Below are 26,298 nucleotides of genomic sequence, written 5' to 3'. Positions count from 1 at the left end.
TTCGCCCGGAATGACGATTCCCAGGCACCATGGTCGCGCTGCGCGGAAAAGAGATCGACGCCTTTCTCGCCCGCCCCGATGCGGGCCGTCCGATTATCCTGCTCTATGGTCCTGACGCCGGCCTGGTCCGCGAACGCGCGGATGCGCTGATCGCCTCGGCCGTCGACGATCCCAACGATCCGTTCTCACTGGTCAAGGTCGATGGCGACGAGCTCTCCGCCGAGCCGTCGCGCCTCGTCGACGAAGCCATGACGGTGCCGCTGTTCGGCGGCCGTCGCGCCATCCGCGTGCGCGCCGGCTCGCGCAGCTTTGCCAGCGCTATCGACACGCTGGCGGAGATGGGCGTGAAGGATTGCCGCATCGTGATCGAGGCCGGCGAGCTGCGCCCGGAATCGCCACTGCGCAAGGCTTGCGAACGCGCCAAGACTGCCGTCGCGATCGCCTGCTATCCCGATACCGAGCGCGACCTCGCCAAGCTGATGGAAGACGAGCTCCGCATCGCCAATTTGCGCATCGCGCAGGATGCCCGCGCGGCGCTGATGTCGTTCCTCGGCGGCGACCGGCAGGCCTCCCGCAACGAGCTGCGCAAGCTCACGCTCTATGCTCACGGCAAGGGCGAGATCACGCTGGATGACGTGATGGCCGTGGTCGCCGATGCGTCGGAGCTGAAACTCGATCCGATCGTCGATGGCGCCTTCGCCGGGCGACCCGAGATCGTCGAGAACGAGTTTGCCAAAGCCATGATCGCCGGCACCTACCCCGGGGTGATCATCTCCGCGGCGCAGCGCCAGGCGGCGTGGCTGCACAAATCGGCGCTCGCGATCGCCGACGGCACGCCCGCTTCCGCCGTGCTCGACAGCGGTTATCCGCGCCTGCATTTTTCGCGGAAACCCGCGGTCGAAACCGCACTGCGCAATTTCAGCGTGGCGAGGCTCGCCGCCATCATCGAGCAGCTCGCGACCGCCGCGCTCGACACGCGCAAGCAATCGACGCTAGCCGCCGCCATCGCCCAGCGCACGCTGATGGCGATCGCCGCGAACGCGAGGCGGCGGGGCTGAGTCTCCCAATGTCGTCCTGGCGAAAGCCAGGACCCATTACCCCAAGGAGAGGTTTGGGGAAGATTCGTAGTCCGGTATTGCGACCAGCTCCAATCGAGACATCACGCGGTATGGGTCCTGGCCTTCGCCAGGACGACATCGAGGGTGCGTCTAGATCGCGCCCTTCGCCAGCCGCCGCATCACCTCGTCGAGTTGATCGAGGTTGCGGTAGTTGATCTGCACGGAGCCACCGGGGTCGCGGTGACTGACGGTGACCTTGAGTCCCAGCGCATCGCTGACGCGCTTCTCCAGATCGACCGTGTCGGGGTCCTTTTCCTTCGCCCCCGTGCGCGCCTTCTGCGGCTTGCGCTCCGGCACGCCCTCTTCATGCGCCAGCGCCTCGGTCTGGCGGACGTTGAGGCCTTCTTCGACGATGCGCTTGGCGGCCGCGAGCGGATCAGGCACGCCGATCAGCGCGCGGGCGTGACCGGCGGTCAGCTTCCCGCTCGTGATCAAGGCTTGCACCTCCGCGGGAAGCTTCGTCAGCCGCATCATGTTGGCGATGTGGCTGCGGCTCTTGCCGACGACCTTGGCGATGTCGTCCTGGCTGCGTTTGAACTCGTTGGCGAGCGCGTGATAGCCGAGCGCCTCTTCCATCGGGTTGAGGTCTTCGCGCTGCACGTTCTCGACGATCGCGAACTCCAGCGCATCGCTGTCGCTGATGTCGACGGGAACGATCGGCACTTCGTGCAGGCCGGCCATTTGCGAGGCGCGCCAGCGCCGCTCGCCGGCGATGATCTCGAAGCGGTCCTGCGCCCCCTTCACCGGGCGCACCACGATCGGCTGGATCACGCCATGCTGCCTGATCGAATCGCTGAGCTCCCTGAGCTCGCCTTCCGAAAAGGTGCGGCGCGGGTTGCGCGGATTGGGCTTGATGAACTCGATCGGCACCTTGCGTTGCGCGCGCGGGCGATCGACATGCTGGGCCTCGCCACCGACATCACCGATCAGACTCGCAAGACCCCGGCCCAATCGCGAACGCGCTTCGTCGGCCATCGCCAGCTCCCTTGGATTCACGCTGCAGCACTCCAGAACTGAATTGTCGTAGGGTGGGCAAAGCGAAGCGTGCCCACCAGTTAGTTATGTACGGAAGATGGTGAGCACGGCGAGACGCCTTTGCCCACCCTACAGCACCTCTAATGCGTCGTTCGCAGCTCGCGCTCGCGCTGGATAACTTCGGTGGCGAGCCGCAGGTAAGCTTCGCTGCCGACGCATTTGAGATCGTAGACCAGCACCGGCTTGCCGTAGGACGGTGCCTCCGAGATGCGCACGTTGCGCGGGATCATGGTCTTGTAGACCTTCTCGCCCATGAACTGCCGGACGTCGGCAACGACCTGGTTCGAGAGATTGTTGCGCGAGTCGAACATGGTCAGCACGATGCCGTGGATCGACAGGTTCGGATTGAGCGTCGAGCGCACCTGCTCCACCGTCTGCAGCAGTTGCGACAAACCTTCGAGCGCGAAGAATTCGCACTGCAGCGGCACCAGGATCGCGTCGGAAGCCGCCATCGCGTTCACGGTGATCAGATTGAGCGAGGGCGGACAGTCGATCAGCACGTAGGTGTAATCGGCGTCGGGCGAGACGTTGTTGTTGAGCACGCTGATCGCGTCACGCAGCTTGTACGCACGACCGGGCGTGGTGCCGAGCTCGAGCTCGAGGCCGGAGAGATCCATGGTCGAGGGCGCGATATGCAGCCGCGGCACTGCCGTCGACACTACCGCTTCCCGCAGGCTCGCCTCGCCCACCAGAACGTCATAGGTCGAGCAGGAGCGGTTGCGGCGATCGATGCCGAGTCCGGTCGAGGCGTTGCCCTGCGGATCGAGATCGACGATCAGGACACGTTCGCCGATCGCAGCGAGCGCCGTGCCGAGATTGATCGCCGTGGTTGTTTTTCCCACGCCGCCCTTCTGATTCGCCAGCGCCAGGATGCGCGGATGGCCCTGCGGGACGGCGGCGGTCTGTTCCTGCTGCGGTTCGTCAATCACGCTCATCGCAAATTCCCCACTCGGCCCCTGACGCCTCACCCGCGCCGTTCGACGGAAGCCAGCTCAACGATCCAACCGTCGCCTGTTCGGCTTCGGTGGAGCTGCGGCTGAACATTCCAATATTTAGTGGCTTCGGTCAATTCAGACTCTACATCTTGACCCTTGAGAAACAACGCCTTTGCGCCTTGGCGCATCAGCGGCTCCGCAAAGCCGATGAGTTGGTGTAGCGGAGCCAGCGCACGCGCGGTGACGCAATCGACCGGGCCGGTGATTCTATCCACATTATCCCCGATCTCAGCGAGATGTACGACTCCTGGAGATGTCGTGACGCGGACGGCTTCGCGCAGGAAGGCGGCCTTTTTGGCGATTCGCTCGACCAGATGGACGCTCGCCCCGGCCGTTCCTGCCATAGCGCAGGCCAGCACTACGCCGGGGAAGCCGCCGCCGCTACCAAGGTCGGCCCAGCGTTTGGCCGACGGGGCAAGAGCGACGAGCTGAAGTGAATCGGCGATGTGCCGGGTCCAGAGATGCGGCAACGTCGAGGGCGCGACCAGGTTGGTCTTGGCCTGCCACTCCCGGAGCAGTGCGATGTAGCGATCGAGCCGAGTTTCGGTTTCATGTGAAACGGGCGCAAGCTTGAGCGCCGCAATTTTGTCGGCCGCGATGACGGCGTCCAATGATCGATCGTTGGCGCTGGCCTTGTCGATCTTCGCCTTGGTCGGCGCCGGTTCGGAGCGACGACCGGCGCCCTCACCCGCCGAGGGTTTCTCTGATGATGATCCGCCGCCGCCCGGCGCGCGCTGTTTCACGTGAAACCTATGCGATTGCTTTGGAAGTCTTCCGCGCTTCGCGGCGGAGATAGGCCGCAAGGATCCCGAGCGCGGCCGGCGTCATGCCGTCGATTCGGCCGGCTTGGCCAACGGTGAACGGCCGCGCCTTCTCCAGCTTGGCCCGGACCTCATTGGAAAGACCGGGGACCTGCTGGTAATCGACGTCCGACAGCACCATCCCCTCGTCCCGCCTGAAGGCTTCGACGTCGGCGCTCTGGCGCTCCAGATAGACGTCGTACTTCGCGTCGATCTCGAGATGGGTGGCAATGACAGGATCGATGGCAGCGAGCTCCGGCCAGATCGCACGGACCTGGCTCCAGCCGATCTCGGGATACGCCATCAGCTCGAAGGCCGAGCGACGCTGACCATCCCGGTTCAGGGTGAGACCCTGCTTGATAGCCTCGTTCGGGGTGATCGTCAGCGACTTCGACAGCGCTCGAGCCGCATTCAGGGCATCCATCTTGGCGCGATGATGCACGGTCCGGGCGCTCCCAACACATCCCAGGGCGATGCCCTTCTCGGTCAAACGCTGATCGGCATTGTCCGCCCGCAGCGTCAGCCGGTACTCGGCCCTGGAGGTGAACATCCGATAGGGTTCGCTGATGCCGCGGGTGACGAGGTCGTCGATCATCACACCAAGATACCCATCGGCCCGGTCGAACACCGTCAACGGGGCCCCGCTCGCAGCCAAAGCCGCGTTCAGGCCGGCCACGATGCCCTGGCCGGCCGCTTCCTCGTATCCGGTCGTGCCGTTGATCTGCCCGGCCAGGAACAGGCCGCGCAGACGCTTGGTCTGGAGGGTCGGATCGAGCTCACGCGGATCGATGTGGTCGTATTCGATGGCATAGCCCGGCCGGACCATCTTCACCCGCTCCAGGCCGGGAATGGTTGCGAGGATGGCGAGCTGGACCTCCTCCGGCAGCGAGGTCGAAATGCCGTTGGGATAGACAGTGCTGTCGTCGAGCCCTTCCGGCTCCAGGAAGATCTGGTGACCGTCGCGATCGCCGAAGCGAACGATCTTGTCCTCGATCGAGGGGCAATAGCGCGGTCCGGAGCTCTTGATCTGGCCGGAGTACATCGGAGAGCGATGGACGTTGGCCCGGATCACCTCGTGGGTCGCTGAATTGGTTCGGGTGATCCCGCACTGGATCTGCGGGGTCGTGATCCGCTGGGTCATCACCGAAAACGGCTCCGGAGGCTCGTCCCCCGGCTGCATTTCGACCGCGGACCAGTCGATCGTCGAGCCGTCCAGTCGCGGCGGGGTCCCTGTCTTGAGCCGTCCAAGGGTGAACCCGGCACGCTCGAAGGAGATCGAAAGACCCATCGCAGGCGCCTCGCCAGCCCTGCCGGCCGGCCAGTTCTTCTCTCCAAGATGGATCAGACCGCGGAGGAAGGTGCCGGTGGTGACGACGACAGCCCCTGCCCGAAGTTCGCGGCCATCTGCCAGGCGCAGGCCGATCACCCGTCCCTCGACCACGATCAGCTCGTCGGCCTCGCCTTCGATCACCGAAAGACCGTCGGTCTCCCGAATCGCCGACTGCATCGCGGCGGCATAGAGCTTCCGGTCGGCCTGCGCGCGCAGACCACGGACCGCGGGGCCCTTACGGCGATTGAGGACGCGAAACTGGATGCCGCCGGCATCGCCGACCCGGCCCATCAGACCATCGAGCGCGTCGACCTCGCGAACCAGATGGCCCTTGCCGAGGCCGCCGATGGCGGGATTGCAGGACATCGCGCCGACCGTGGAGAAACGGTGCGTCACCAGCGCCGTGGCCGCGCCCATCCGGGCAGACGTAGAAGCGGCCTCACAGCCGGCGTGGCCGCCGCCAATCACGATGACGTCGAAGCTCTCTCGCTCTGTTCGCATGGGCGGACTTCTAACTCAGAGGCGGGCAAGCCGGAAGTGGAAACTGGAGAGGCGGCTGTTTCACGTGAAACGGGGCAAGCGATGCCCGAGTGTTTTCGCGAAAACAACCCCATGCACAGTAGAATGGCCCTTGGAAAGATTGCGGTTTTCAGTGCGAGAAAACGGGACTCTCGAAGGATAAGGACATGGACCGGAGGTCGTAATGCCCAGATGCCGGCCGGTCTCCGAAGGGATGGCAGCGGCATACCCCTATCGGCGCGAGAGGGGTGATCCCGGTCTCTCCGCTCACCCGCTCCTTAGCTGCTACGTTTCAGACCGGAGAATTGGGTGATGGAGACGCTTCACGTGAAACATCTGGGAACCGCCCGCCTTGTTTCACGTGAAACGCCAAGAAGTGGAACAAAGGCTAATTCTACAATGAAGCACTAGCGCTATTTTCCAACACAGAATTTCTGGAAAATAGCCCCCAGGACGTCCTCAACGTCCACCCGACCCAGCAGTCGGCCCAAGGCATAGGCGGCAGCCCGCAGCTCTTCGGCGGCAAGCTCCTCGCCGTGTTCTACAAGCTCCAGACTCCGACGCAAGCTGTCCGATGCCCGGCGCAGCAGATCCCGCTGCCGGGCCCGGGTCACCAATGCCCCCTCGGTCGTTCCGAAGAAGACGGCAGCGAATTTCACGAGGGCATCGACCAGTTCGGGAATGCCGTCGCCCCGGCTCGCTGCGATTCGGAACTCACCGCGCGGTCCGACGTCCTCGACCCCGCCGAGATCGACCTTGTTGCGCACGGTCCAGACCGAGCCGGAGCGATTGCCTGCGTTGCCGGACTTCCCCAGCAACGGTATCGCAGCCGGATCGACAGCGCGCCCCGCCTCCACCAGCCACAACACGAGGTCGGCGTCTTCGGCTCGGGCTCGCGCCCGGCGTACACCCTCCTGCTCGACCGGATCGTCGGTCTCCCGAATGCCGGCGGTGTCGATCACCGTGACGGGATAGCCGTCGAGATCGAGCTGCACCTCGATTACATCGCGTGTCGTGCCGGCATGCGGCGAGACGATTGCCACGTCGCGACGCGCGAGCTGGTTGATCAGCGTCGATTTGCCGACATTCGGCTCGCCCGCGATCGCAACCACGAGGCCGTCGCGCAAGCGTTCAGCTTGTCCCTGTGCCGCAAGGACTTCTGCGATTTCGTCGTGCAGCGCACTGATCGCCTTGACCGCAGGCGCCATCAACTCGGCGGGCACATCGCCCTCATCGGAGAAATCGATGCCGGCCTCGATCAAGGCCGAGGCCTCGATGATGCGCTCGCGCCAGTCGCGCGCGCGACTGCCAAGGAGACCCTGCAGCTGCCGTAACGCCTGGCGGCGCTGCCGGTCGGTGTCGGCGTGAATGAGATCGTCGAGGCCCTCCGCTTCGGTCAGGTCGAGCTTGCCGTTCTCGAAGGCACGCCGGGTGAATTCGCCGGGCTCGGCGGTACGCGTATTCGGAATTACGGAAATAGCGGCGAAGAGTGCCGCCAGCACCGCGCGGCCGCCATGGACGTGGAATTCGGCGACGTCCTCGCCGGTCGCGCTGGCGGGGCCTGGAAACCACAACACCACCGAATCGTCGATCGGCTGGCCCGCGTCGTCATGAAGGAGCCGGCGACTTGCCTGCCTCGGCGCCGGCAGCTTGCCCGCCAGCGTCGTCAGCACCAGGCTGGCGCCTGGCCCGGAGACGCGCACCACCGCGAGCGCGCTTGGCGGACGGCCGGACGACAGCGCAAAGATGGTGTGGTCTCGCGGATGCATGACCTATTTGTCCGGCTGAAAGCGAAAAGGCAAACATCTGTTTCGGCAGACAAATCGCGCGATTTGCTGCACCAATTCCTGCAGCAAAGCCCGTGTTGCGATGCAACAATTTCGCGAGCGCCTGTTGCAAGAACCACTTCCAACGGAATGAGCGACGCCCCTGATCTCGCTATTCGCAAATCATATCAATGTATTAGGCGACATCCGCTAAAAGCGGCAGGCGCCCCACAATGCTGCACCTTCGCTGCAGCAAAGCCGCACAACGAAAAAGGGCGCCCGAAGGCGCCCTTTGGTCATGTTGCACTGCAATCAGGTGTTCATCGAGTCGAAGAACTCGGAATTGCTCTTGGTCGAGCGCAGCTTGTCGAGCAGGAAGTCGATTCCGTCCATCGTCCCCATCGGATTCAGGATGCGGCGGAGCACGTACATCTTCTTCAGGACCACCGGATCGGTGATCAGCTCTTCCTTGCGGGTGCCGGAGCGCGAAATGTCGATCGCCGGGAAGGTCCGCTTGTCCGAAACCTTACGGTCGAGGATCAGCTCGGAGTTGCCGGTACCCTTGAACTCTTCGAAGATGACTTCGTCCATGCGGCTGCCGGTATCAACCAGCGCGGTCGCGATGATCGTCAGCGAGCCACCCTCTTCGATGTTGCGGGCCGCGCCGAAGAACCGCTTCGGCCGCTGCAGCGCGTTGGCGTCGACACCGCCGGTCAGCACCTTGCCCGATGACGGCACCACGGTGTTGTAGGCGCGGCCGAGGCGCGTGATGGAGTCCAGCAGGATCACGACGTCGCGGCCATGCTCGACCAGACGCTTGGCCTTCTCGATCACCATCTCGGCGACCTGGACGTGGCGCACCGCCGGTTCGTCGAAGGTCGAGGAGACGACCTCGCCCTTCACCGAACGCTGCATGTCCGTAACTTCTTCCGGACGTTCGTCGATCAGGAGCACGATCAGATAGCACTCGGGATGATTATGCGCGATCGAGTGCGCGATGTTCTGCATCAGCACGGTCTTGCCCGTGCGCGGTGGCGCGACAATCAGAGCACGCTGGCCTTTGCCGATCGGCGCGACGATGTCGATCACCCTTGCAGACAGGTCTTTCCGCGTTGGGTCGTCGATTTCCATGCGGAAGCGCTGATTCGGAAACAGCGGCGTGAGGTTGTCGAAATTGACCTTGTGCTTGGCCTTTTCCGGGTCCTCGAAATTGAGCGTGTTGACCTTCAGCAGCGCGAAATAGCGCTCGCCTTCTTTCGGGCTGCGGATGTGGCCTTCGATGGTGTCGCCGGTGCGCAGGCCAAAACGGCGGATCTGCGAGGGCGAAACGTAGATGTCATCCGGGCCCGGCAGATAATTCGCATCGGGCGAGCGGAGGAAGCCGAAGCCGTCGGAGAGAACCTCGACGACGCCTTCACCGACGATGTCGGTCTCGGCGAGCGCAAGCTGCTTGAGGATGGCGAACAGCAGCTCCTGCTTGCGCATGGTGCTGGCATTCTCGACCCCGTTCTCTTCCGCGAACGAGACGAGCTCGGCCGGCGTCTTCGACTTGAGGTCCTGGAGTTTGATTTCCCGCATTGGGGTGGTCCTGTGGGGTAACCTGGGAGGGGGTGCGAGGAGGCTCTGAAATGCGGACGCGAAAAGGTAAGGTCCGCAGGTCTGGCAAGGAGAGCGCCGGTGAGGCTTCAAACCTGATGGGGTGTCCGGCCTCTGGAAAGCTCAGACACGACCACATCCGCCTGCGTTGGGTGGGATATTGCTAATATAGAAAATCGCCTCTCACTCCGCAAGCAGAAGCACTGAGCGATTGTTCGCGACCCCTGCCTAGAACGGCTTCACGATCACCATGATGACGATCAGAATCATCAAGGCAGTAGGTAGCTCATTGATAATTCGATAGAATTTTTGGCTCCGGGGGCGCCGGTCCGCCGCGAAATCCTTCAGCCAGCGCGAAAAAAAGCCGTGGACCGCGGACATCGCCAGGACCAGTGCCAGTTTTACGTGCAGCCAGCCGAAACTGAACCAGTGTCCAGCCCAGGCGAGATAGAGCCCGGCGAGCCAGGTCACGATCATAGCGGGGTTGATGATCGCCTTGAACAGCCGCCGTTCCATGATCTTGAACGTTTCCGACTGCTTCGAGCCGATTTCGGCCTCGCAATGATAAACGAACAGCCGCGGCAGATAGAGCATGCCGGCCATCCAGGAGATGACCGCGATCACATGCAGCGCCTTGATCCAGAGATAGACGTCTTCAAACATGTCTGGGGTCCGGATTTCTACCCAGCCGAGGGGGAACGCTGGGGATAGTAAGAACTCGTTAAGGTCTTGCCTGCACACATATCCGTCCGTAGCGCCCTTCTCCAATAAGAATCTTAGATTCTTAAGGTTTGAGTCTATGTGACGGTGAATTGGACTCACACAATTCCGTCCGCCCGTTCACACGCGCTTGTTCACATCCATCAACATATCCCTGATCGCGCTGGCCGCTTTCGATAAGGCGGTCAGCTTCAAAGGCTTGCGCGTTTCTGTCGGCAGCTTATCAAGAGGGTTATCGGCACAATCCCGTTTCTCTTTCGACGGGGCGCCGAACTTGTTCTCACGGGCAGTGGTGTGAAGAAAATTGGCACTTGTCCCGCCCGCGGTGTCGCACATCCCTTTCCGAGGGGTTAAGGTCCACAGAAATCCACAAACCACACGGGTTTCATACAAAGGTCTTTTGTGCCGACCTCGAGCAATTATTTCCATCTGCACCTCGTGTCCGACTCCACCGGTGAGACGCTGATCACGGTCGCGCGGGCCGTTGCCGCCCAATACGCCAACGTGACGCCGGTCGAGCACGTCTATCCGCTGGTGCGCAGCCAGAAACAGCTCGATCGTGTGCTCGACGAGATCGAGGAAGCGCCGGGAATCGTGCTGTTCACGCTGCTCGAGAAGGATCTGGTCTCCAGGCTCGAGGACAAGTGCAAGGGGATCAATGTTCCGAGCCTGTCGATCATCGGCCCGGTGATGCAGCTGTTCGAGGCGTATCTCGGAGCTGCCACGACCGGCCGGGTCGGCGCCCAGCACGTGCTCAATGCCGAATACTTCAAGCGCATCGACGCGCTGAACTACACGATGATCCATGATGACGGCCAGCATGTCGAAGGGCTCGACGACGCGGACGTGGTGCTCGTCGGTGTCTCCCGCACCTCCAAGACCCCGACGTCGATCTACCTTGCCAACCGTGGCATCCGCACTGCCAACGTGCCGCTGGTTCCAGGCATTCCGGTGCCGTCGCAGTTGGAAACGTTGACGCGACCGCTGGTGGTGAGCCTGCATGCGACGCCGGAACGCTTGATTCAGGTGCGCACGAACCGCCTGCTCTCCATGGGCGCCGATTCCAGCGGCGACACCTACACGGACAAGCAGTCGGTCGCCGAGGAGGTCGCATTTGCCCGCAAGCTGAGCGCCAAGCACGATTGGCCGCTGCTTGACGTGACGCGGCGCTCGATCGAGGAAACCGCCGCGGCGATCATGAAACTCTACAGCGATCGCCAGCGTAACCGGCCGTCTGAATAAATTTGAGAACAGTCTTTGGAATATCCTTGGGAATAGTCTTGGGAATAGTTTCGCAATGGGTCTGTGGCTCGGCAAATCCTCGTTGATCCTGGCCTCGCAGAGCAGCGCGCGAAAGATGCTGCTGGCCAATGCCGGGCTCGAGTTCAAGGCGATCACGGCTGATATCGACGAGCGCGGTATCCAGGCCGCCTCCGGGCTTTCAGATCCGCGCGAGATTGCGTTGCTTTTGGCGCGCGAAAAGGCCAGAGCGGTCTCGGTCCATCACGCTGGAAGCACCGTCATCGGTGCGGATCAAACGCTGGCGCTTGGCGATAGGCTCTTCAACAAGCCTGCGGGCCGTGCCCAAGCGTTGGCGCAACTGCGCGATCTCTCCGGCCAATGCCATGAGCTGAATTCCGCCGTGGCGATAGCACGTAATGGTGAGATCATCTTCGAGGAGGTCTCGGTCGCCCGCCTCACCATGCGGCAGATGACCGAGGCCGAGCTTTCGGCCTATCTCGACATCGCCGGCGATGCCGTCACCACCAGCGTCGGCGGCTATCAGCTCGAAAGCCTGGGCATTCATTTGTTCGAGCGTATCGAGGGCGACCACTTCACCATTCTCGGCTTGCCGTTGCTGCCGCTGCTTGCGTTCCTGCGGCGCGAGCGGCTAGTTGCAGTGTAATTGGCAGAGATGGCTGGGCGCTGATGCGGATCCTGGGACTGACCGGCTCGATCGGGATGGGCAAATCCACCACCGCGAAATTATTCGCGGAGGCCGGCGTCCCCGTCTACGATGCCGATGCGGCCGTCCATCAGCTCTATGAGGGCGAGGCTGCGCCCGCGATCGAGGCCGCGTTCCCCGGCACCACCGCGAACGGCAAGGTCGATCGGCCAAAACTGTCGGCGCGTGTGGTGCACGATGCCGCCGCCATCAAGCAGCTCGAGCAGATCGTCCATCCGATGCTCGGCGCTTCCCGGAGAAAATTCTTCGCCGACGCAGAAGCCACCAACGCGCCGGTCGTGGTGCTGGACATTCCACTGCTGTTCGAGACGGGCGGCGAGACGCGGGTCGACGCCGTGGTCGTCGTCACCACGTCTCCGGAACTGCAGCGCGAGCGGGTGCTGGCGCGCGGCACGATGGACGAGGCCAAGCTCGACGCCATCATCGCCAAGCAGACACCCGACGCGGACAAGCGCAAGCGTGCTGATTTTGTGGTGGATACGTCGCATGGACTCGAGCCGGTGCGCGCCCAAATCGCGCACATCCTGGCCGAGGTCGTTAAGATGCCGCAGCGGCGCGCCTGATTCGCCGCCTGACACGGCTTCTTGGATCATGCGCGAAATCGTTCTCGACACCGAAACCACCGGCCTCGATCCGCTGCGGGGAGACCGCCTGGTCGAAATCGGCTGCGTCGAGATGCTCAATCGCATGCCGACGGGGCAGAGTTTCCACGTCTACATCAATCCGGAAAGGGACATGCCGGCAGAAGCCTTTGCGGTGCACGGGCTGTCGGCCGAGTTCCTGGCGACGAAGCAGCTGTTCCGCGAGGTCGTCGACGATTTTCTGGAGTTCATCGGCGACGCGCCGCTGGTGATCCACAATGCCTCGTTCGACATCAGCTTCATCAATGCCGAGCTCGACCGGATCAAGCGCCCGGGGATCCCGCGTGAGCGGCTGGTCGATACGCTGCTGCTGGCACGGCGCAAGCATCCCGGCGTATCTAACCGGCTCGACGATCTCTGCTCGCGCTATGCGATCGACAATTCACGCCGCACCAAGCACGGCGCATTGCTCGACGCTGAGTTGCTTGCGGAAGTCTATGTGGATCTCGTCGGCGCGCGGCAATCGCAGCTGCTGCTCGCTTCGGAATCCGAAGAGACTCGCGCCAATGGGGCTGCCGATGCGCCACGGCGGCAGCGGCCAGCGCCGCTCGCGCCGCGAATCTCAGACGCCGAGCGCGAGGCCCACCGGGCCTTCATCGCGACGCTCGGCGACAAGGCGATCTGGAACGAGTTCTTGCCCGCTCCAGCTGTCGCTTCGGCTGGTTAGGCCTGGCCGCTCGGCTGAGCGGCCATTTGCCGCTCCATGTTCTGCCGATAGAGGCCGACGAAGTCGACCGGGTCCAGCATCAAGGGCGGGAACCCGCCGTCGCGCACGGCAGTAGCGATGATCTCACGGGCGAACGGGAACAGCAGGCGCGGGCATTCGATCATGACCAGCGGATGCAAATTGTCCTTCGGCACGTTGGAGATGCGGAACACGCCGGCATAAGCGAGCTCGAACGAGAACATGATCTTGCCGGCGGTCTCGGCCTTGCCCTCGACCGACAGCGTGACCTCGAACTCCTGTTCGCTCAGGTTGTTGGCGCTGACATTGATCTGGATGTTGATCTGCGGCGGTTGGCTCTGCTGCTGGAGCGAGCTGGGCGCATTCGGATTTTCGAACGAGAGGTCCTTGGTATATTGCGCCAGGACGTTGAGCTGGGGAGCCTGGGCCGCCTCGGGAGGGGTGCCGTTACCGTTGGTCATAAGAGTGTCTCCTTACCCGATTGGGGCTGAATTTCGCGGCGGTTGGCTAACATAGGGCTACCTCGTTCCACAAGGACGAACGGTCCCGGATGGGGAATTCCGGCCACGCCCACAACTATGGCGTTCACCCCGTCGATCCCGCGTAACCGCGGCTTAAACGATTGAAGATGCGCGATTTCCGGTCAGGATCGGGTTTCCCCTTAAGCATAAAACGCGCTACACTCGGTGCTGTGCCAAAAGGCGCCATTGGCCGGGCAAGATTTCGTGCCTACATCCCACGGACCTGACGCGCGGACCCGAAATGGTGATGTAGACTTGCCGTTCCGGTATGGAACGGTCTACTGGCCGGATCGATTTTCCCGGCACGATCCTTCGAGACGGCCCCTTCTACAGACGACCAGAAAGCGAATACGACGTGGACATCTACACCATCATCTTCCTGGCGCTTGCGGTCTTCATCTTTCTGAGGCTGCGCAGTGTGCTGGGGCAGCGCACCGGTAACGAGCGGCCGCCGTTCGACCGCAACGCGCTCCAGGGTGCCCAGGACAAGAACGTCGTCACCATGCCGGGCAAGGTCATCGACCAGGCCCCCTTGGCGCCGACGGCCGAGCCGACCCCGCCCTCCGACCGCTGGAAGGGCCTGACCGAGCCGGGCACCGTGCTCGCCCAAGGTCTCGACTCCATTGTCGAAAAGGATTCCACCTTCGATCCGCGCCATTTCATCTCCGGCGCCCGCGGCGCCTATGAGATGATCGTGCTGGCCTTTGCCAATGGCGACCGCCGCGCGCTGCGCGACCTGCTGTCGTCGGAGGTCTATGAGAGCTTCGATGCCGCGATCAAGGAGCGCGAGAAGAACGAGCAGAAGACCGAGACGCGCTTTGTCTCGATCGACAAGGCCGAGCTCGTCGGCGCCGAGCTGCGCGACCGCACGGCCCAGCTCACGATCCGCTTCGTCTCGCAGATGATCTCAGCCACGCGGGACAAGGCCGGCAACATCGTCGACGGCAGCGCCGACACGGTCGCCGACATCACCGACATCTGGACTTTCGCCCGCGACATCACCTCTCGCGATCCGAACTGGAAGCTGGTTGGCACCGGAAGCGCGAATTAAGGCTTTCCTGAAGACCTGCGCGACGGCGCTTTGCGCAGGTGCCGTCGCGCTGTCGTCGTTTTCACTCGGTGCCGAGGCGGCGCGGCGCCACTATCGCAGCCATCACCATCATCTTCCGGAATTGCCCGCCGCGCCGCCGCGGGCCTTGCCGTATCCGCAGCTCCCCCTGCCGCTCGAAATTCCCGGCGCGCAATATCTGCCGCTGGCCTGGGCCGATGTGAAGGGCTGGGGCGACGACAATCATCTCGCCGCCTACAAGACCTTTCGCGCGAGCTGCCGGCCGATCAGCGCGCAGACCGGCGCGCCCGAACCGAAGGCTTTGGGCGCGTCGCTGGGCGAACCCTGCCGGGTCGCCAAATCGCTCGAGCTTACCGACGATGCCAGGGCCAAGATCTTCTTCGAGGAGAATTTCGCGCCGCTGCGGATCTCGCGCCTCGGCGAGCCCGACGGTTTCGTCACCGGCTATTACGAGCCGGTGCTGGAGGGATCGCGCACGCAGACCGAGGTCTACAACGTCCCGGTCTATCGCCGCCCCTCCAACCTGTTCGTGCGCGGCTACAAGCAGGATTCGGTCAGCCTGCCCAACAAGGGCCCGGTCTATCGCAAGATCGGCCGCCGCAAGCTCGTGCCCTATTACGACCGCGCCGAGATCGAGGACGGCAAGATCGCCGGCCGCGGACTCGAGATTGCCTGGCTGAAGGACCCGACCGATCTGCTGTTCGCCCAGATCCAGGGCTCGGCGCGGATCAAGTTCGACGACGGCGGCACGGTCCGGCTCAACTACGACGCCTATAACGGCTATCCCTACACCGCCGTCGGTCGCATCCTGATCGAGCGCGGCATCATTCCGAAGGAAGAGATGTCGATGCAGAGGATCAGGGAGTGGATGGCGCAGACACCTGACGGCGCCAAGGAGCTGCGGCGCCAGAACCGCTCCTACATCTTCTTCCGCGAGGTCAATCTGTCCGACAAGGAAGAGGCGGTCGGTGCGCAGGGCATTCCGCTGACGGCCGGCCGCTCGATCGCGGTGGACAAATCGCTGCACGTCTACGGCACTCCGTTTTTCATCGAAGGCGAGCTGCCGATCGATTCCGATCGGTCGAAGACGCCATTCCATCGCTTGATGATCGCGCAGGATACCGGCTCGGCCATCATCGGGCCCGCGCGCGCCGATCTCTATTTCGGCGCGGGTCAGGAGGCCGGCCGCGTCTCCGGGCGGCTGCGCCATGCCATGCATTTCGTGATGCTGGTGCCGAAGGGCCTCGATCCCACCACGCGCGGCGCGCGGCTCCCTGTGCCGGATCCGCGGCCGTCGGAGAGAATTGCAAAGCTGTTTCCGCAAACCGAGCCTGCGAAGACCGCTGCTCCTGCCGGAGCTGTCGCGCCGAACAAGACTGACACGGTCGCTATCGCCGGCCCGGTGCCGCTGCCGGCGCCGCGTCCCGTGATAGAACCTGTCCGCGAACCGCGCAGGCACCCGAAGAGTCGTTCCCACCAGCAATGAAGCGATCGTCCCGTCCGCCCGTGCTGGAGCCTCGTCCCTCGCCGCGCCGTCGCGCGCTGAGCGAGGAAGAGCGCGCGCTGTGGGATACGGTCGCAAAGCAGGTCAAGCCGCTGAGGAAGCCTCGTGCGGCGAAGGCGCAAGCTGCGCCGCGCGCCGAGCCTTCCCCCGCAGCGCCCGCCACGCGGCCTGCGTCATCGCCACGTCCGATTGCCGCCGTCCCGGCACCGCGTGCAGCGAAACCCGCCGTGCCGCCGCTTGCGCCGCTCGGCAAACGCGAGCGCACAAAGCTGTCGCGCGGGCGCAGCGAGATCGAGGCGCGGCTCGATCTGCACGGCATGACCCAGATGCGTGCCCATCGCGCGCTGACCGGCTTCCTGCACCGCGCCCATCATGACGGCCTGACGTTCGTGCTCGTGATCACCGGCAAGGGCCGAAGCGGCGGCGAGAGCGGCGTGCTGCGCCGTCAGGTGCCGGAATGGCTGAGCCTGCCGGAATTCCGCGCCTTCGTCGTGGGGTTCGAAGAGGCCGGCATCGGCCATGGCGGCGAGGGCGCGCTTTACGTGCGGATCAGGCGGGCTAGATATTAGCCGCGGGGCTCGCTCCAACCTCTCCCGCGAGCGGGAGAGGGAGCGCATCGTCTAAAACGGTCGCACGATCCCTACGCGCGGGATCAGCGTGAGGACCAAACCGAAAATATTCGCGCTGCGGTCTTCCGCCGGAATCAACGGCGTCTCGTGAGCGGTGGGCAGCATCTTCACCGCGTGCAGGATCAGGAACATGCAGACCGCCCAGTTCGAGATCCAGCGCGAATAGTCGAAGATCATCGCGAACATCACGAGACAGGCGAGGCTGACGCCGGCGAGCGCCGCGACCACGAGACGGCGATGTGTGTCGTTGGCGAGCGCGCCGATCAAATTCGCAAAATAGCGCCACAGCGGAGTGTGCAGCCAGATCAACAGCACGAACACGGGGACGCCCAGGATGTTGTGCGGCAGGCGGCCCCAGGTGTCGGAAATCTCCTGCGCCAGCGGCTGATACCAGATGTAGGCGAACTGCAGCAGGTCGGTCCGCGACGGATCGACCATCCGGCTCTTCAGATAGGCGACGAAATCCGCCTCCGGGATCGGCATCGTTCCCAAAAACTGCGCCGTGAAGAACAGCGTGGAAACGGCAAGCAGGGCGATGATGCCGAACGCGACATTGGTGCGATCGCAGCCGTGCGTCAGATAATGCCTGATCACGACGATGGTGATGATGGTCGGCACATACATCAGGAGATGGATGTGGTGGATCAGGACGAGAACGATCGAGAACAGCGCAGCCAGCGCCACGAACAGCAGCGAGCCGGCGGGCACCAACAGCAGGACGATCGCCAGCGCGCAGCCATAGATGTCGAAATGGCCGAGCGTGTGCATGAAGTTCTTGAGGAAGAACGGCGAGCCCGCGATGAAGACGAACAGCGGCAATGTCTTCACGGTGAAGCCGAACGTCTTCTCGAATAGTCTTACATAAAGACCGAGCGTCACCAGCCATGCCGCGCCGCCGAGCGCGAACACCAGCCATAGCGGCACCTTGTCGGTGAACAGCGCGACGATCGCCCCGATCAACGCGCGCTTGATGAAGCCGAAATGATAGTCGACGAGGAGGTGGATGTAGGGGACGTAAGGCGGCAGCTGGATCTTGTGAACGAAGACGCCGACCATGATTGCCGCGTTGATCGCGAGCAGGAGACGCCAGGGGTTTTGCAGGATGCGTGCGGTCACGCCGCATCCATAGCGCGGGCCGCCCGGATTTACAAAATGAACCGGCTCAAATCCGCGTTCTTGGCGAGGTCGCCGACGTGCTTCTGCACGAAATCGGCGTCGACCCTGACGGTCTCGCCGCTGCGGTCGGGGGCCGTGAAGGAGATCTCGTCCAGCACCCGCTCCATCACGGTCTGCAAACGCCGCGCGCCGATGTTCTCGACGGTGGAATTCACGGCCACCGCGACATCCGCCAGCGCGTCGATGGCGTTGTCGGTGATGTCGAGCGTGACGCCCTCGGTCTGCATCAGCGCGACATATTGCTTGATCAGCGAGGCCTCGGGCTCGGTCAGGATGCGGCGCATGTCGTCGCGGGTCAGTGCCTGCAACTCGACGCGGATCGGCAGGCGGCCCTGTAGTTCCGGCAACAAATCGGACGGTTTTGCGACGTGGAAGGCGCCTGAGGCAATGAACAGGATGTGGTCGGTCTTCACCGCGCCGTGCTTGGTCGAGACCGTGGTGCCCTCGATCAGCGGCAGCAGGTCGCGCTGCACGCCCTCGCGCGAGACGTCACCGCCGGCGCGGCCTTCGCGGGCGCAGATCTTGTCGATCTCGTCCAGGAACACGATGCCGTTGTTCTCGACCGCGCTGATCGCCTCCAGCGTCAACTGATCGCTGTCGAGCAGCTTGTCGGATTCCTCGTTGACGAGGATCTCGTGCGAGCTCTCCACCGTCAGCCGCCGCGTCTTGCTGCGTCCGCCGAGCTTGCCGAAGATGTCGCCGATCGAAACCGCGCCCATCTGCGCGCCAGGCATGCCCGGGATCTCGAACATCGGAAAGCCGCTGCCGCCGCCTTGCGTCTCGATCTCGATTTCCTTGTCGTTGAGCTCGCCCGCGCGCAGCTTCTTGCGGAAGGAGTCCCGCGTCGCCGCGCTGGAATTGGCGCCGACCAGCGCATCGAGCACGCGTTCCTCGGCGGCGAGCTGCGCGCGTGCCTGCACGTCTTTGCGCTTGCGCTCGCGGACCTGGGCGATCGCGACCTCGACGAGATCGCGCACGATCTGCTCGACGTCGCGGCCGACATAGCCGACCTCGGTGAATTTCGTCGCCTCGACCTTCAGGAACGGCGCATTGGCAAGCTTGGCGAGCCGCCGCGCGATCTCGGTCTTGCCGACGCCGGTGGGGCCGATCATCAAAATGTTCTTCGGCAGCACTTCTTCGCGCAAGGAACCTTCGAGCTGTTGCCGCCGCCAGCGGTTGCGCAACGCGATCGAGACGGCGCGCTTGGCATCGGCCTGGCCGACGATGAAACGGTCGAGTTCGGAAACGATTTCGCGGGGAGAAAAGTCTGTCATGGGACCTTAGCTAGGATCAGATGCGGGGCGGGACAAGCCGCTTTTTTTGCCGTCAGATGATCGGCGGGCCCGATTGCCATTGTTTCACGGCCTCGATCGGATGGATCAGCATCAGGATATTGAGCGTCAGATTGTCGCGAATATGGAGCGCCAGCATGATTTCGAAGGCGAGCCCGAGCAGGACGGTCACCGATACAGGCAGCAGGCGCGCGGCGAGGAAGCCCAGCATCATGGACAAATTGTCAGAAACCGAATTGACGATGCTGTCGCCGAAATAATCCAGCGAGATCGTGCCGGCGCGGTAGCGTTCGATGATGAAAGGCGAGTTCTCGACGATCTCCCAGGCACCTTCGATCAGCATCGCGACGATCAGGCGCGCCGGCCAGGACAGAGACACGAATGGCAGGCGTGCGAACAGCAGCCAGGTCAGTCCGTAGAACAGGAAGCCGTGCAGGATGTGCGAGAAGGTGTACCAGTCGGCGATGTGCTGCGAATTTTCCGAGCTGTTCACCACGCCATGCCACAGCTTGACATAGCCGCAAGTGCAGATCGGCACCCGGCCCATCGCAAGCAGGATCGAGGCCTGCATCGCCAGCAGCAGCAGCGCGATGCCGACCCAGGCGAGCGGTGGAAACGCGGCCCTGCTCTCATGCGTGGTTGCCAGCGTCATGGTTCGCGCACCATCAGGAGTGCCGGCCCGTCAGGCGTCTCGACCATGCGGTCGCGGACAAAGCCGGCTTTCTCATAGGCACGCACGGCACGGGCATTGAGCGGATCGGGGTCAGTGACGATGCGGGGCAGGCCCTGATGCAGCTGCGCGTCGGCGAATTGGCGGATGAATGCCGAGCCGTGCCCGCGCCCGATCATGTCGCTTTCGCCGATGAATTGATCGATGCCACGGGTGCCCTCCGGTTGCGGCCCAAGATCCGTATTCCAGGCGGTCAGGCGGTAGCATTGAAGATAGCCGAACGGCTTGCCGCCGGCCAACACGATGAACTGGTCCATTGCGGGCTCGTCGAGATCGCCGCTCACGAGCGCGAACTGCTCGTCCGGATCGCCCCACCAGTCCCGCACATGTGCTTCGCCCAGCCATCGCCGGATCAGCGGCAGGTCAGCCGCGGTCATCGAGCGGAAGGTGTAGGCGGACGTCATGAGTTCGGCCGATAGTAACGCTCTCTCCGTTCCTTCCCCCCTTGTGGGGGAGGGGCAGGGAGAGGGGTGCCACACGGGGACTCTTTCCGTCGCGCGCCCGCGCTCGTTGTATCATCCGGCACTTTTTCCTGGGCTACCCCCCTCCCTAGCCCTCCCCCACAAGGGGGGAGGGAACGCACCTTGTCGGAACGTTGGCCCGAGTCCAACCCCACAGCCCTAGCCGGCCGCCAGCGCTTCGACGGTCACATTGCGGTTGGTGTAGACGCAGATGTCGGCGGCGATGTCGAGGGAGCGGCGGACGATGGTCTCGGCGTCCTTGTCGGTGTCGAGCAGGGCGCGGGCGGCCGCCAGTGCGTAATTCCCGCCGGAGCCGATCGCCATCACGCCGGCTTCGGGCTCCAACACGTCGCCGGTGCCTGTCAGCACCAGGGAAACGTCCTTGTCGGCCACGATCATCATGGCCTCCAGCCGTCGCAAATAACGATCGGTGCGCCAGTCCTTGGCGAGTTCGACCGCGGCCCGGGTCAATTGCCCCGGATATTGCTCGAGCTTGGCTTCCAGGCGCTCGAACAGCGTGAAGGCATCGGCGGTGGCGCCGGCAAAGCCGCCGATGACGTCGCCCTTGCCGAGTTTCCGGACCTTCCTGGCGTTGGACTTGATCACGGTCTGGCCGATCGAGACCTGGCCGTCGCCGCCGACCACCACCGTGCCGCCCTTGCGGACCGTCAAAATCGTGGTGCCGTGCCAGACCGGCGAGCTGTTCTGGGAAGCCTGCATGAATGATCCTCGTTGTCCGGGCTGATTTAGGCGGTCGGGAGCGGGGGCACAACGGGCCGCTCCGGGACCAATTTCGCTCACCATAGGCAGAAGTAGAGGCCCGGCCAGCCGTTCCCGCAGTAGCGAAGGCGTCATTTGGCTGTTAAAAGACCGGCGTTTTCGGCCCCGAACGAGGATGAAAGCCAGTTTTGATGCGCACCGCGACGATCAAGCGCAAGACCAAGGAAACCGACATCGAGGTCACCGTGAACCTCGATGGCACCGGTGTGTCCAATATCGCGACCGGTATCGGCTTTTTCGACCATATGCTCGATCTCCTCGCCCGCCATTCCCGCATCGACCTCACGGTCAAGGCGGTCGGCGATCTGCACATCGATCATCACCATACTACCGAAGACACCGGCATCGCGCTCGGCCAGGCCGTCAAGCAGGCGCTCGGCAACATGGCGGGCATCACCCGCTATGCCGGCGTGCACATGCCCATGGACGAGACGCTGTCGCGCGTGGTCATCGACATCTCGGGCCGCCCCGTCCTGGTGTTCAAGGTCGACTTCCCCCGCGACAAGATCGGCGAGTTCGACACCGAGCTGGTGCGCGAATGGTTCCAGGCCTTCGCCATGAACGCCGGCGTGACTCTTCACGTCGAGACCCTATATGGCGATAACAGTCACCATATCGCCGAGTCCTGCTTCAAGGGTCTGGCGCGGGCGCTGCGGACGGCGGTCGCGATCGACCCGAAGGCGGTGGGCGAAATCCCGTCCACCAAGGGCTCGCTCGGCGGCTGACATCTTCGGCCCGCGGCCCGCGCCGCTTGCGGTATCACTGAATTCTTGGGAACGGGGCATCGCCATGTCCGTCTACACAGTTCATGCTCCCTCCCCAGCCGGAGCCGATCTGCGCGCGACCGACAGATTCGTCTTCGTGCGCGACGGCTTCCATTTCTGGGCGATGATCTTCGGCCCGCTCTGGCTGCTGTGGAATCGGCTATGGCTGGCGCTGATCGGCTGGGTGATCTTCGTTGCCGCGTTCAACGTCGGGCTGTCCAGCCTCGGCGTCGGCCGTTCGTCGATCTTTTTCGCCGACGTCATCGTCGCGCTGCTGATGGGATTCGAAGCCTCCAGCCTGCGCCGCTGGACGCTGTCGCGCGGTAAATGGCGCCAGCTCGACGTGGTCATTTCCGACGATGAGGACACCGCCGAGCGCCGCTTCTTCGAGCGCTGGAGCCAGAAGCAGCGCGGCATCGTCAACGATCAATGGGCCGTCGATCGCGGCGGCCCGCCGCCGACCCGCAACGTGCCGGGTCAGCAATTCTCCAACCCGCCGCCGATGCCGGCGGGCGGCATCATTGGTTTGTTTCCAGAACCGGGAGGGTCAAGATGAGCGTCGCCATCATCGATTACGGTTCAGGCAATCTGCATTCGGCCGCCAAGGCGTTCGAGCGCGCCGCGCGCAGCATGGATAACCCGCAAAAAGTGTTCGTCACCAGCGATCCGGACCAGGCCTACAGCGCCGACCGTCTGGTGCTGCCGGGCGTCGGCGCCTTCGCCGATTGCCGGCGTGGGCTCGATGCGGTCAACGGCATGGTCGAGGCGATCACCGAAGCGGTGCGCGTCAAGGCGCGGCCGATGTTCGGCATCTGCGTCGGCATGCAGCTGTTCGCCACCCGCGGCAAGGAGCATGTCATCACGCAAGGCCTGAACTGGATCGGCGGCGACGTCGAGAAGATCACGCCGCGCGACGAGAGCCTCAAGATCCCGCACATGGGCTGGAATACGCTCGATGTGCTGCGCGAGCATCCGGTGCTGGATAGGCTGCCGCTCGGCCCCAAGGGCCAGCACGCCTATTTCGTGCACTCCTACCACCTCAACGCCGCCGACGAGGCGGACGTGCTCGCGCGCGCCGATTACGGCGGGCCCATCACCGCGATCGTCGGCAAGGATACGGCCATCGGGACGCAGTTTCACCCCGAGAAGAGCCAGCGCTTTGGTTTGGCCCTGATCTCGAACTTTTTGCGATGGAAACCGTGATTCTCTTTCCCGCGATCGACCTCAAGAACGGCCAATGCGTGCGCCTCGAACAGGGCGACATGGCGCGCGCGACCGTGTTCAACCTCAATCCCGCCGCGCAGGCGGAGAGCTTCGTCGCGCAGGGCTTCGAGTATCTCCACGTCGTCGATCTCGATGGCGCGTTTGCCGGCAAGCCGGTGAACGCGCAGGCCGTCGAGGCGATGCTGAAGACGATCACGATTCCGGTGCAGCTCGGTGGCGGCATTCGCGATCTCGCGACTGTCGAAGCCTGGCTCGACAAAGGCATCACCCGTGTCATCATCGGCACCGCCGCGGTGCGCGATCCTGAACTGGTGAAGGCTGCTGCAAAAAAATTCCCCGGCCGCGTCGCGGTCGGGCTCGACGCGCGTGACGGCAAGGTCGCGGTCGAAGGTTGGGCCGAGACCTCGCAGGTGACGGTGCTGGAGATCGCACGGCGTTTCGAGGATGCCGGCGTCGCCGCCATCATCTTCACCGACATCGCGCGCGACGGCCTGCTCAAGGGCCTGAATCTTGATGCGACCATCGCGCTGGCGGATGCGATCTCGATTCCCGTGATCGCCTCCGGCGGCCTCGCCTCGATCGAAGACGTCAAGGCGATGCTGGCGCCGCGCGCGAAAAAGCTCGCCGGCGCGATCGCCGGTCGCGCGCTTTACGATGGCCGGCTCGATCCCGCAGCCGCCCTCACCCTGATCCGCGCCGCGGCCTAGGAGACATCCGATGTTCAAGGTGCGCGTGATCCCCTGCCTCGACGTCAAGGATGGCCGCGTCGTCAAAGGCGTCAACTTCGTCGACCTGCGCGATGCCGGTGACCCCGTCGAAGCGGCGATTGCTTATGACGCCGCCGGCGCCGACGAGCTCACTTTCCTCGACATCACCGCGACCCATGAGAACCGTGGCATCATGCTGGACGTGGTCCGGCGTACCGCGGAAGCCTGCTTCATGCCTGTGACCGTCGGCGGCGGTGTGCGTGAGGTCAGCGATATCAAGACCCTCCTGCGCGCCGGTGCCGACAAGGTCTCGATCAACAGCGCCGCGGTGTCACGGCGTGAGTTCGTCAAGGAAGCCGCCGAGAAATTTGGCGGGCAGTGCGTGGTGGTCGCGATCGACGCCAAGCGGGTCAAGCGCGCCGGTGGCGGGGAGCGCTGGGAGATCTTCACCCATGGCGGTCGCAACTCGACCGGCATCGACGCCATCGAATATGCCCAGGAGGTGGTCTCGCTCGGCGCCGGTGAAATCCTGCTCACCTCGATGGACCGCGACGGCACACGACAGGGTTTTGACATCCCGCTGACCCGGGCCATCGCCGACAGCATTCCCGTTCCCGTGATCGCCTCGGGCGGCGTCGGTAATCTCGACCACCTCGTCGACGGTATTCGCGACGGCCACGCCACCGCCGTGCTGGCTGCCTCGATCTTCCACTTCGGGGAATTTACCATTCGCGAAGCCAAGGAGCACATGTCCCGGCGCGGGCTGCCCATGCGCCTCGATGCCTGACGACTCCCGTCCATAAAAATGCTACATGATCGGCGGGGACCGGCTGATGCTGATCCCGCCAGATTACCGGCCAATCCGAGTGCTTTGTATGCCGCGTTTCACGATCCACGATCTGGCCGAGACCATCGACGCCCGCGCGGCAGCGGGTGGCGAGGCGTCCTATACCCGCAAGCTCCTCGACAAGGGCGCCGAACATTGCGCCAAGAAGTTCGGTGAGGAGGCAGTCGAAACCGTAATCGCAGCAGTCGAAAACGATCGCGCGCATCTGATCGCCGAAGGCGCCGACCTGCTCTATCATTTCCTTGTGCTGCTCAAGGCCCGCGGCGTAAAGCTGGAAGAGGTCGAGGCCGCATTGGACAAGCGGACCAATATGTCAGGGTTGGAAGAAAAGGCGTCGCGCAAGGGCGGCAGCTAGCCGAGGTGGAGAATCGCGTCATGGATATCCGCGCACCCGAGCAGCAGTATAATCCGTACCGCGTCTATACGCGCGAGGAGTGGTCGCGACTCCGCGACGACACGCCGATGACGCTTGAGCCGGGCGAGTTCGACCGGCTGCGCTCGCTGCACGACCGCCTCGATTTGCAGGAAGTCGAGGACATCTACCTGCCGCTGTCGCGCCTGCTGTCGATCTATGTCGATGCGATGCAGCGGCTGTATTACGCGGAGCGCCAGTTCCTGAACATCCGCGACCGCAAGATGCCCTACATCATCGGCGTCGCCGGTTCGGTCGCGGTTGGAAAATCCACCACGGCCCGCGTGCTTCAGGCGCTGCTGGCGCGCTGGTCGCCGCGTCCCAAGGTCGAGCTGATCACCACCGACGGATTTCTGTATCCCAATGCCGTGCTGGAACGGCAGGGCATCATGCAGAAGAAAGGTTTTCCGGAGAGCTACGACCTGCCGTTGCTGCTCAGCTTCCTCTCTGACATCAAGGCCGGCCGCCGCCATGTGCGGGCGCCGGTCTATTCGCATTTGACCTACGACATCGTGCCGAACCAGTGGGCCGAGATCGACCAGCCCGACATCCTGATCGTCGAGGGCGTCAACGTGCTGCAGACCGGCAAGCTGCCGCGTGACGGCAAGGCGGTGCCCGTGGTCTCCGACTTCTTCGATTTCTCGGTCTATATCGACGCCGACGAGGCCGCGCTGCGGCAGTGGTACATCAGGCGCTTCCTGTCGCTGCGCGACACCGCGTTCACCAATCCAAAATCCTACTTCAACCGCTATGCGCTGTTGTCGGACGAGGAAGCCACCGCCACCGCGATCGCGATCTGGGAACGCACCAACCTCGCCAATCTCGAGGACAACATCCTGCCGACCCGCCCCCGCGCGACGCTGATCCTGAAGAAGGGCGCCGATCACACGGTGGCGAGCGTGGCGCTCAGGCGGCTGTAACAGCCTTGATGAATGCAGCCCTTGTTAAATTTCGGGCTGAGTATCTTTTGTTGCAGACCGGCGATGGGTATTTGGTTATGGCTTTCGGAAA

General features: G+C 63.7%; 29 protein-coding genes. 15 read left to right on the top strand and 14 right to left on the bottom strand.

The window, feature by feature from the left end; genetic code table 11:
- The first annotated feature begins 29 nt into the window (after positions 1 to 29).
- Entirely contained in the window at positions 30 to 1,058 is a 1,029-nt protein-coding gene (gene holA, locus AC0L3C_RS23510) for a DNA polymerase III subunit delta (protein ID WP_473409088.1), read from the top strand.
- Between the two features lie 150 nt (positions 1,059 to 1,208).
- On the opposite strand, the gene AC0L3C_RS23505 is transcribed toward holA, so the two are convergent.
- The 8 genes from AC0L3C_RS23505 to AC0L3C_RS23470 form a co-directional block, all read right to left on the bottom strand.
- The gene (locus AC0L3C_RS23505; RefSeq protein WP_473264279.1) at positions 1,209 to 2,093 is read right to left on the bottom strand and encodes a ParB/RepB/Spo0J family partition protein; all 885 of its coding nucleotides are present in this window, start codon (positions 2,091 to 2,093) and stop codon (positions 1,209 to 1,211) included.
- Between the two features lie 140 nt (positions 2,094 to 2,233).
- The gene (locus tag AC0L3C_RS23500; RefSeq protein WP_473264280.1) at positions 2,234 to 3,088 is read right to left on the bottom strand and encodes a ParA family protein; all 855 of its coding nucleotides are present in this window, start codon (positions 3,086 to 3,088) and stop codon (positions 2,234 to 2,236) included.
- A gap of 29 nt (positions 3,089 to 3,117) precedes the next feature.
- Entirely contained in the window at positions 3,118 to 3,891 is a 774-nt protein-coding gene (rsmG, locus tag AC0L3C_RS23495; RefSeq protein ID WP_473409087.1) for a 16S rRNA (guanine(527)-N(7))-methyltransferase RsmG, read from the bottom strand.
- A 7-nt stretch (positions 3,892 to 3,898) separates the two neighbouring features.
- Positions 3,899 to 5,779 carry a tRNA uridine-5-carboxymethylaminomethyl(34) synthesis enzyme MnmG gene (gene mnmG, locus AC0L3C_RS23490; protein WP_473409086.1) on the bottom strand — a complete coding sequence of 627 codons (1,881 nt, stop codon included), beginning with the start codon at positions 5,777 to 5,779 and terminating at the stop codon, positions 3,899 to 3,901.
- Between the two features lie 431 nt (positions 5,780 to 6,210).
- Positions 6,211 to 7,566, bottom strand: a complete 1,356-nt coding sequence (gene mnmE / locus AC0L3C_RS23485) for a tRNA uridine-5-carboxymethylaminomethyl(34) synthesis GTPase MnmE (RefSeq protein WP_473264283.1) — start codon at positions 7,564 to 7,566, stop codon at positions 6,211 to 6,213.
- A gap of 309 nt (positions 7,567 to 7,875) precedes the next feature.
- Positions 7,876 to 9,141, bottom strand: a complete 1,266-nt coding sequence (rho, locus tag AC0L3C_RS23480; protein ID WP_007598612.1) for a transcription termination factor Rho — start codon at positions 9,139 to 9,141, stop codon at positions 7,876 to 7,878.
- 246 nt (positions 9,142 to 9,387) lie between these two features.
- A complete protein-coding gene (gene hemJ, locus AC0L3C_RS23475; RefSeq protein ID WP_473409085.1) occupies positions 9,388 to 9,822 on the bottom strand; it encodes a protoporphyrinogen oxidase HemJ in 435 nt (144 codons plus the stop codon).
- A gap of 177 nt (positions 9,823 to 9,999) precedes the next feature.
- A complete protein-coding gene (locus AC0L3C_RS23470; protein ID WP_473264285.1) occupies positions 10,000 to 10,215 on the bottom strand; it encodes a hypothetical protein in 216 nt (71 codons plus the stop codon).
- A gap of 66 nt (positions 10,216 to 10,281) precedes the next feature.
- On the opposite strand from AC0L3C_RS23470, the gene AC0L3C_RS23465 reads away from it, so the two are divergent.
- Genes AC0L3C_RS23465 through dnaQ form a run of 4 tightly spaced genes read left to right on the top strand, consistent with a single transcriptional unit; the run spans position 10,282 to position 13,153 of the window.
- Positions 10,282 to 11,121, top strand: coding sequence for a pyruvate, water dikinase regulatory protein (locus AC0L3C_RS23465; RefSeq protein WP_473264286.1), 840 nt, complete (start codon positions 10,282 to 10,284; stop codon positions 11,119 to 11,121).
- Positions 11,122 to 11,176: 55 nt separating this feature from the next.
- On the top strand, positions 11,177 to 11,785 hold the full coding sequence (locus tag AC0L3C_RS23460; protein ID WP_473264287.1) for a Maf family nucleotide pyrophosphatase: 609 nt from the start codon (positions 11,177 to 11,179) through the stop codon (positions 11,783 to 11,785).
- 23 nt (positions 11,786 to 11,808) lie between these two features.
- A complete protein-coding gene (gene coaE, locus AC0L3C_RS23455; protein ID WP_473283701.1) occupies positions 11,809 to 12,408 on the top strand; it encodes a dephospho-CoA kinase in 600 nt (199 codons plus the stop codon).
- 28 nt (positions 12,409 to 12,436) lie between these two features.
- On the top strand, positions 12,437 to 13,153 hold the full coding sequence (gene dnaQ, locus AC0L3C_RS23450; RefSeq protein ID WP_473283699.1) for a DNA polymerase III subunit epsilon: 717 nt from the start codon (positions 12,437 to 12,439) through the stop codon (positions 13,151 to 13,153).
- Here dnaQ and secB read toward each other — a convergent pair.
- The gene (secB, locus tag AC0L3C_RS23445; RefSeq protein WP_007598595.1) at positions 13,150 to 13,632 is read right to left on the bottom strand and encodes a protein-export chaperone SecB; all 483 of its coding nucleotides are present in this window, start codon (positions 13,630 to 13,632) and stop codon (positions 13,150 to 13,152) included. The two genes, dnaQ and secB, sit on opposite strands and share 4 nt — an antisense overlap.
- 415 nt (positions 13,633 to 14,047) lie before the next feature.
- Between secB and AC0L3C_RS23440 the strand changes: the two genes are divergently transcribed.
- Genes AC0L3C_RS23440 through AC0L3C_RS23430 form a run of 3 tightly spaced genes read left to right on the top strand, consistent with a single transcriptional unit; the run spans position 14,048 to position 16,834 of the window.
- Positions 14,048 to 14,743 (top strand): Tim44/TimA family putative adaptor protein, encoded by a 696-nt coding sequence (locus AC0L3C_RS23440; protein ID WP_027566245.1) that lies wholly within the window; start codon positions 14,048 to 14,050, stop codon positions 14,741 to 14,743.
- Complete coding sequence (mltA, locus tag AC0L3C_RS23435; protein WP_473264290.1) at positions 14,721 to 16,247, top strand: murein transglycosylase A; 1,527 nt, start codon at positions 14,721 to 14,723, stop codon at positions 16,245 to 16,247. The genes AC0L3C_RS23440 and mltA overlap by 23 nt, the downstream gene beginning before the upstream one ends.
- Complete coding sequence (locus AC0L3C_RS23430) at positions 16,244 to 16,834, top strand: Smr/MutS family protein (protein WP_473264291.1); 591 nt, start codon at positions 16,244 to 16,246, stop codon at positions 16,832 to 16,834. Before mltA ends, AC0L3C_RS23430 begins: the two co-directional genes overlap by 4 nt.
- A gap of 51 nt (positions 16,835 to 16,885) precedes the next feature.
- Here the strand turns inward: AC0L3C_RS23430 and AC0L3C_RS23425 are convergent, their stop codons facing one another.
- The 5 genes from AC0L3C_RS23425 to hslV form a co-directional block, all read right to left on the bottom strand.
- Positions 16,886 to 18,010, bottom strand: coding sequence for a hypothetical protein (locus AC0L3C_RS23425; RefSeq protein ID WP_473283693.1), 1,125 nt, complete (start codon positions 18,008 to 18,010; stop codon positions 16,886 to 16,888).
- A 29-nt stretch (positions 18,011 to 18,039) separates the two neighbouring features.
- Positions 18,040 to 19,344 (bottom strand): ATP-dependent protease ATPase subunit HslU, encoded by a 1,305-nt coding sequence (hslU, locus tag AC0L3C_RS23420; RefSeq protein ID WP_473409084.1) that lies wholly within the window; start codon positions 19,342 to 19,344, stop codon positions 18,040 to 18,042.
- A 52-nt stretch (positions 19,345 to 19,396) separates the two neighbouring features.
- Complete coding sequence (locus AC0L3C_RS23415; RefSeq protein ID WP_275168973.1) at positions 19,397 to 20,014, bottom strand: DUF2585 domain-containing protein; 618 nt, start codon at positions 20,012 to 20,014, stop codon at positions 19,397 to 19,399.
- The gene (locus AC0L3C_RS23410) at positions 20,011 to 20,496 is read right to left on the bottom strand and encodes a GNAT family N-acetyltransferase (RefSeq protein WP_473409083.1); all 486 of its coding nucleotides are present in this window, start codon (positions 20,494 to 20,496) and stop codon (positions 20,011 to 20,013) included. Before AC0L3C_RS23410 ends, AC0L3C_RS23415 begins: the two co-directional genes overlap by 4 nt.
- 216 nt (positions 20,497 to 20,712) lie before the next feature.
- Positions 20,713 to 21,273: an ATP-dependent protease subunit HslV gene (gene hslV, locus AC0L3C_RS23405; protein WP_473264296.1), complete on the bottom strand. Its 561-nt coding sequence runs from the start codon at positions 21,271 to 21,273 to the stop codon at positions 20,713 to 20,715.
- 191 nt (positions 21,274 to 21,464) lie between these two features.
- Between hslV and hisB the strand changes: the two genes are divergently transcribed.
- The 7 genes from hisB to coaA all read left to right on the top strand — a co-directional run bounded on the left by hisB (position 21,465) and on the right by coaA (position 26,207).
- A complete protein-coding gene (gene hisB, locus AC0L3C_RS23400; RefSeq protein WP_456766931.1) occupies positions 21,465 to 22,058 on the top strand; it encodes an imidazoleglycerol-phosphate dehydratase HisB in 594 nt (197 codons plus the stop codon).
- 64 nt (positions 22,059 to 22,122) lie between these two features.
- On the top strand, positions 22,123 to 22,653 hold the full coding sequence (locus tag AC0L3C_RS23395) for a DUF2628 domain-containing protein (protein ID WP_473409082.1): 531 nt from the start codon (positions 22,123 to 22,125) through the stop codon (positions 22,651 to 22,653).
- Positions 22,650 to 23,300, top strand: a complete 651-nt coding sequence (gene hisH, locus AC0L3C_RS23390) for an imidazole glycerol phosphate synthase subunit HisH (protein ID WP_473283683.1) — start codon at positions 22,650 to 22,652, stop codon at positions 23,298 to 23,300. Before AC0L3C_RS23395 ends, hisH begins: the two co-directional genes overlap by 4 nt.
- Positions 23,288 to 24,028: a 1-(5-phosphoribosyl)-5-[(5-phosphoribosylamino)methylideneamino]imidazole-4-carboxamide isomerase gene (gene hisA / locus AC0L3C_RS23385; protein ID WP_473283681.1), complete on the top strand. Its 741-nt coding sequence runs from the start codon at positions 23,288 to 23,290 to the stop codon at positions 24,026 to 24,028. Before hisH ends, hisA begins: the two co-directional genes overlap by 13 nt.
- 10 nt (positions 24,029 to 24,038) lie before the next feature.
- Positions 24,039 to 24,815 carry an imidazole glycerol phosphate synthase subunit HisF gene (hisF, locus tag AC0L3C_RS23380; RefSeq protein ID WP_473409081.1) on the top strand — a complete coding sequence of 259 codons (777 nt, stop codon included), beginning with the start codon at positions 24,039 to 24,041 and terminating at the stop codon, positions 24,813 to 24,815.
- 88 nt (positions 24,816 to 24,903) lie between these two features.
- Positions 24,904 to 25,230: a phosphoribosyl-ATP diphosphatase gene (locus AC0L3C_RS23375; protein ID WP_007598445.1), complete on the top strand. Its 327-nt coding sequence runs from the start codon at positions 24,904 to 24,906 to the stop codon at positions 25,228 to 25,230.
- 20 nt (positions 25,231 to 25,250) lie between these two features.
- On the top strand, positions 25,251 to 26,207 hold the full coding sequence (gene coaA, locus AC0L3C_RS23370; protein ID WP_007598451.1) for a type I pantothenate kinase: 957 nt from the start codon (positions 25,251 to 25,253) through the stop codon (positions 26,205 to 26,207).
- The last annotated feature ends 91 nt before the right edge of the window (positions 26,208 to 26,298 follow it).

The sequence above is a fragment of the Bradyrhizobium sp. WSM4872 genome (assembly GCF_055811715.1).
Note: the sequence above shows the minus strand (reverse complement) of the source record. Positions and strands in the feature narration are given on the sequence as shown.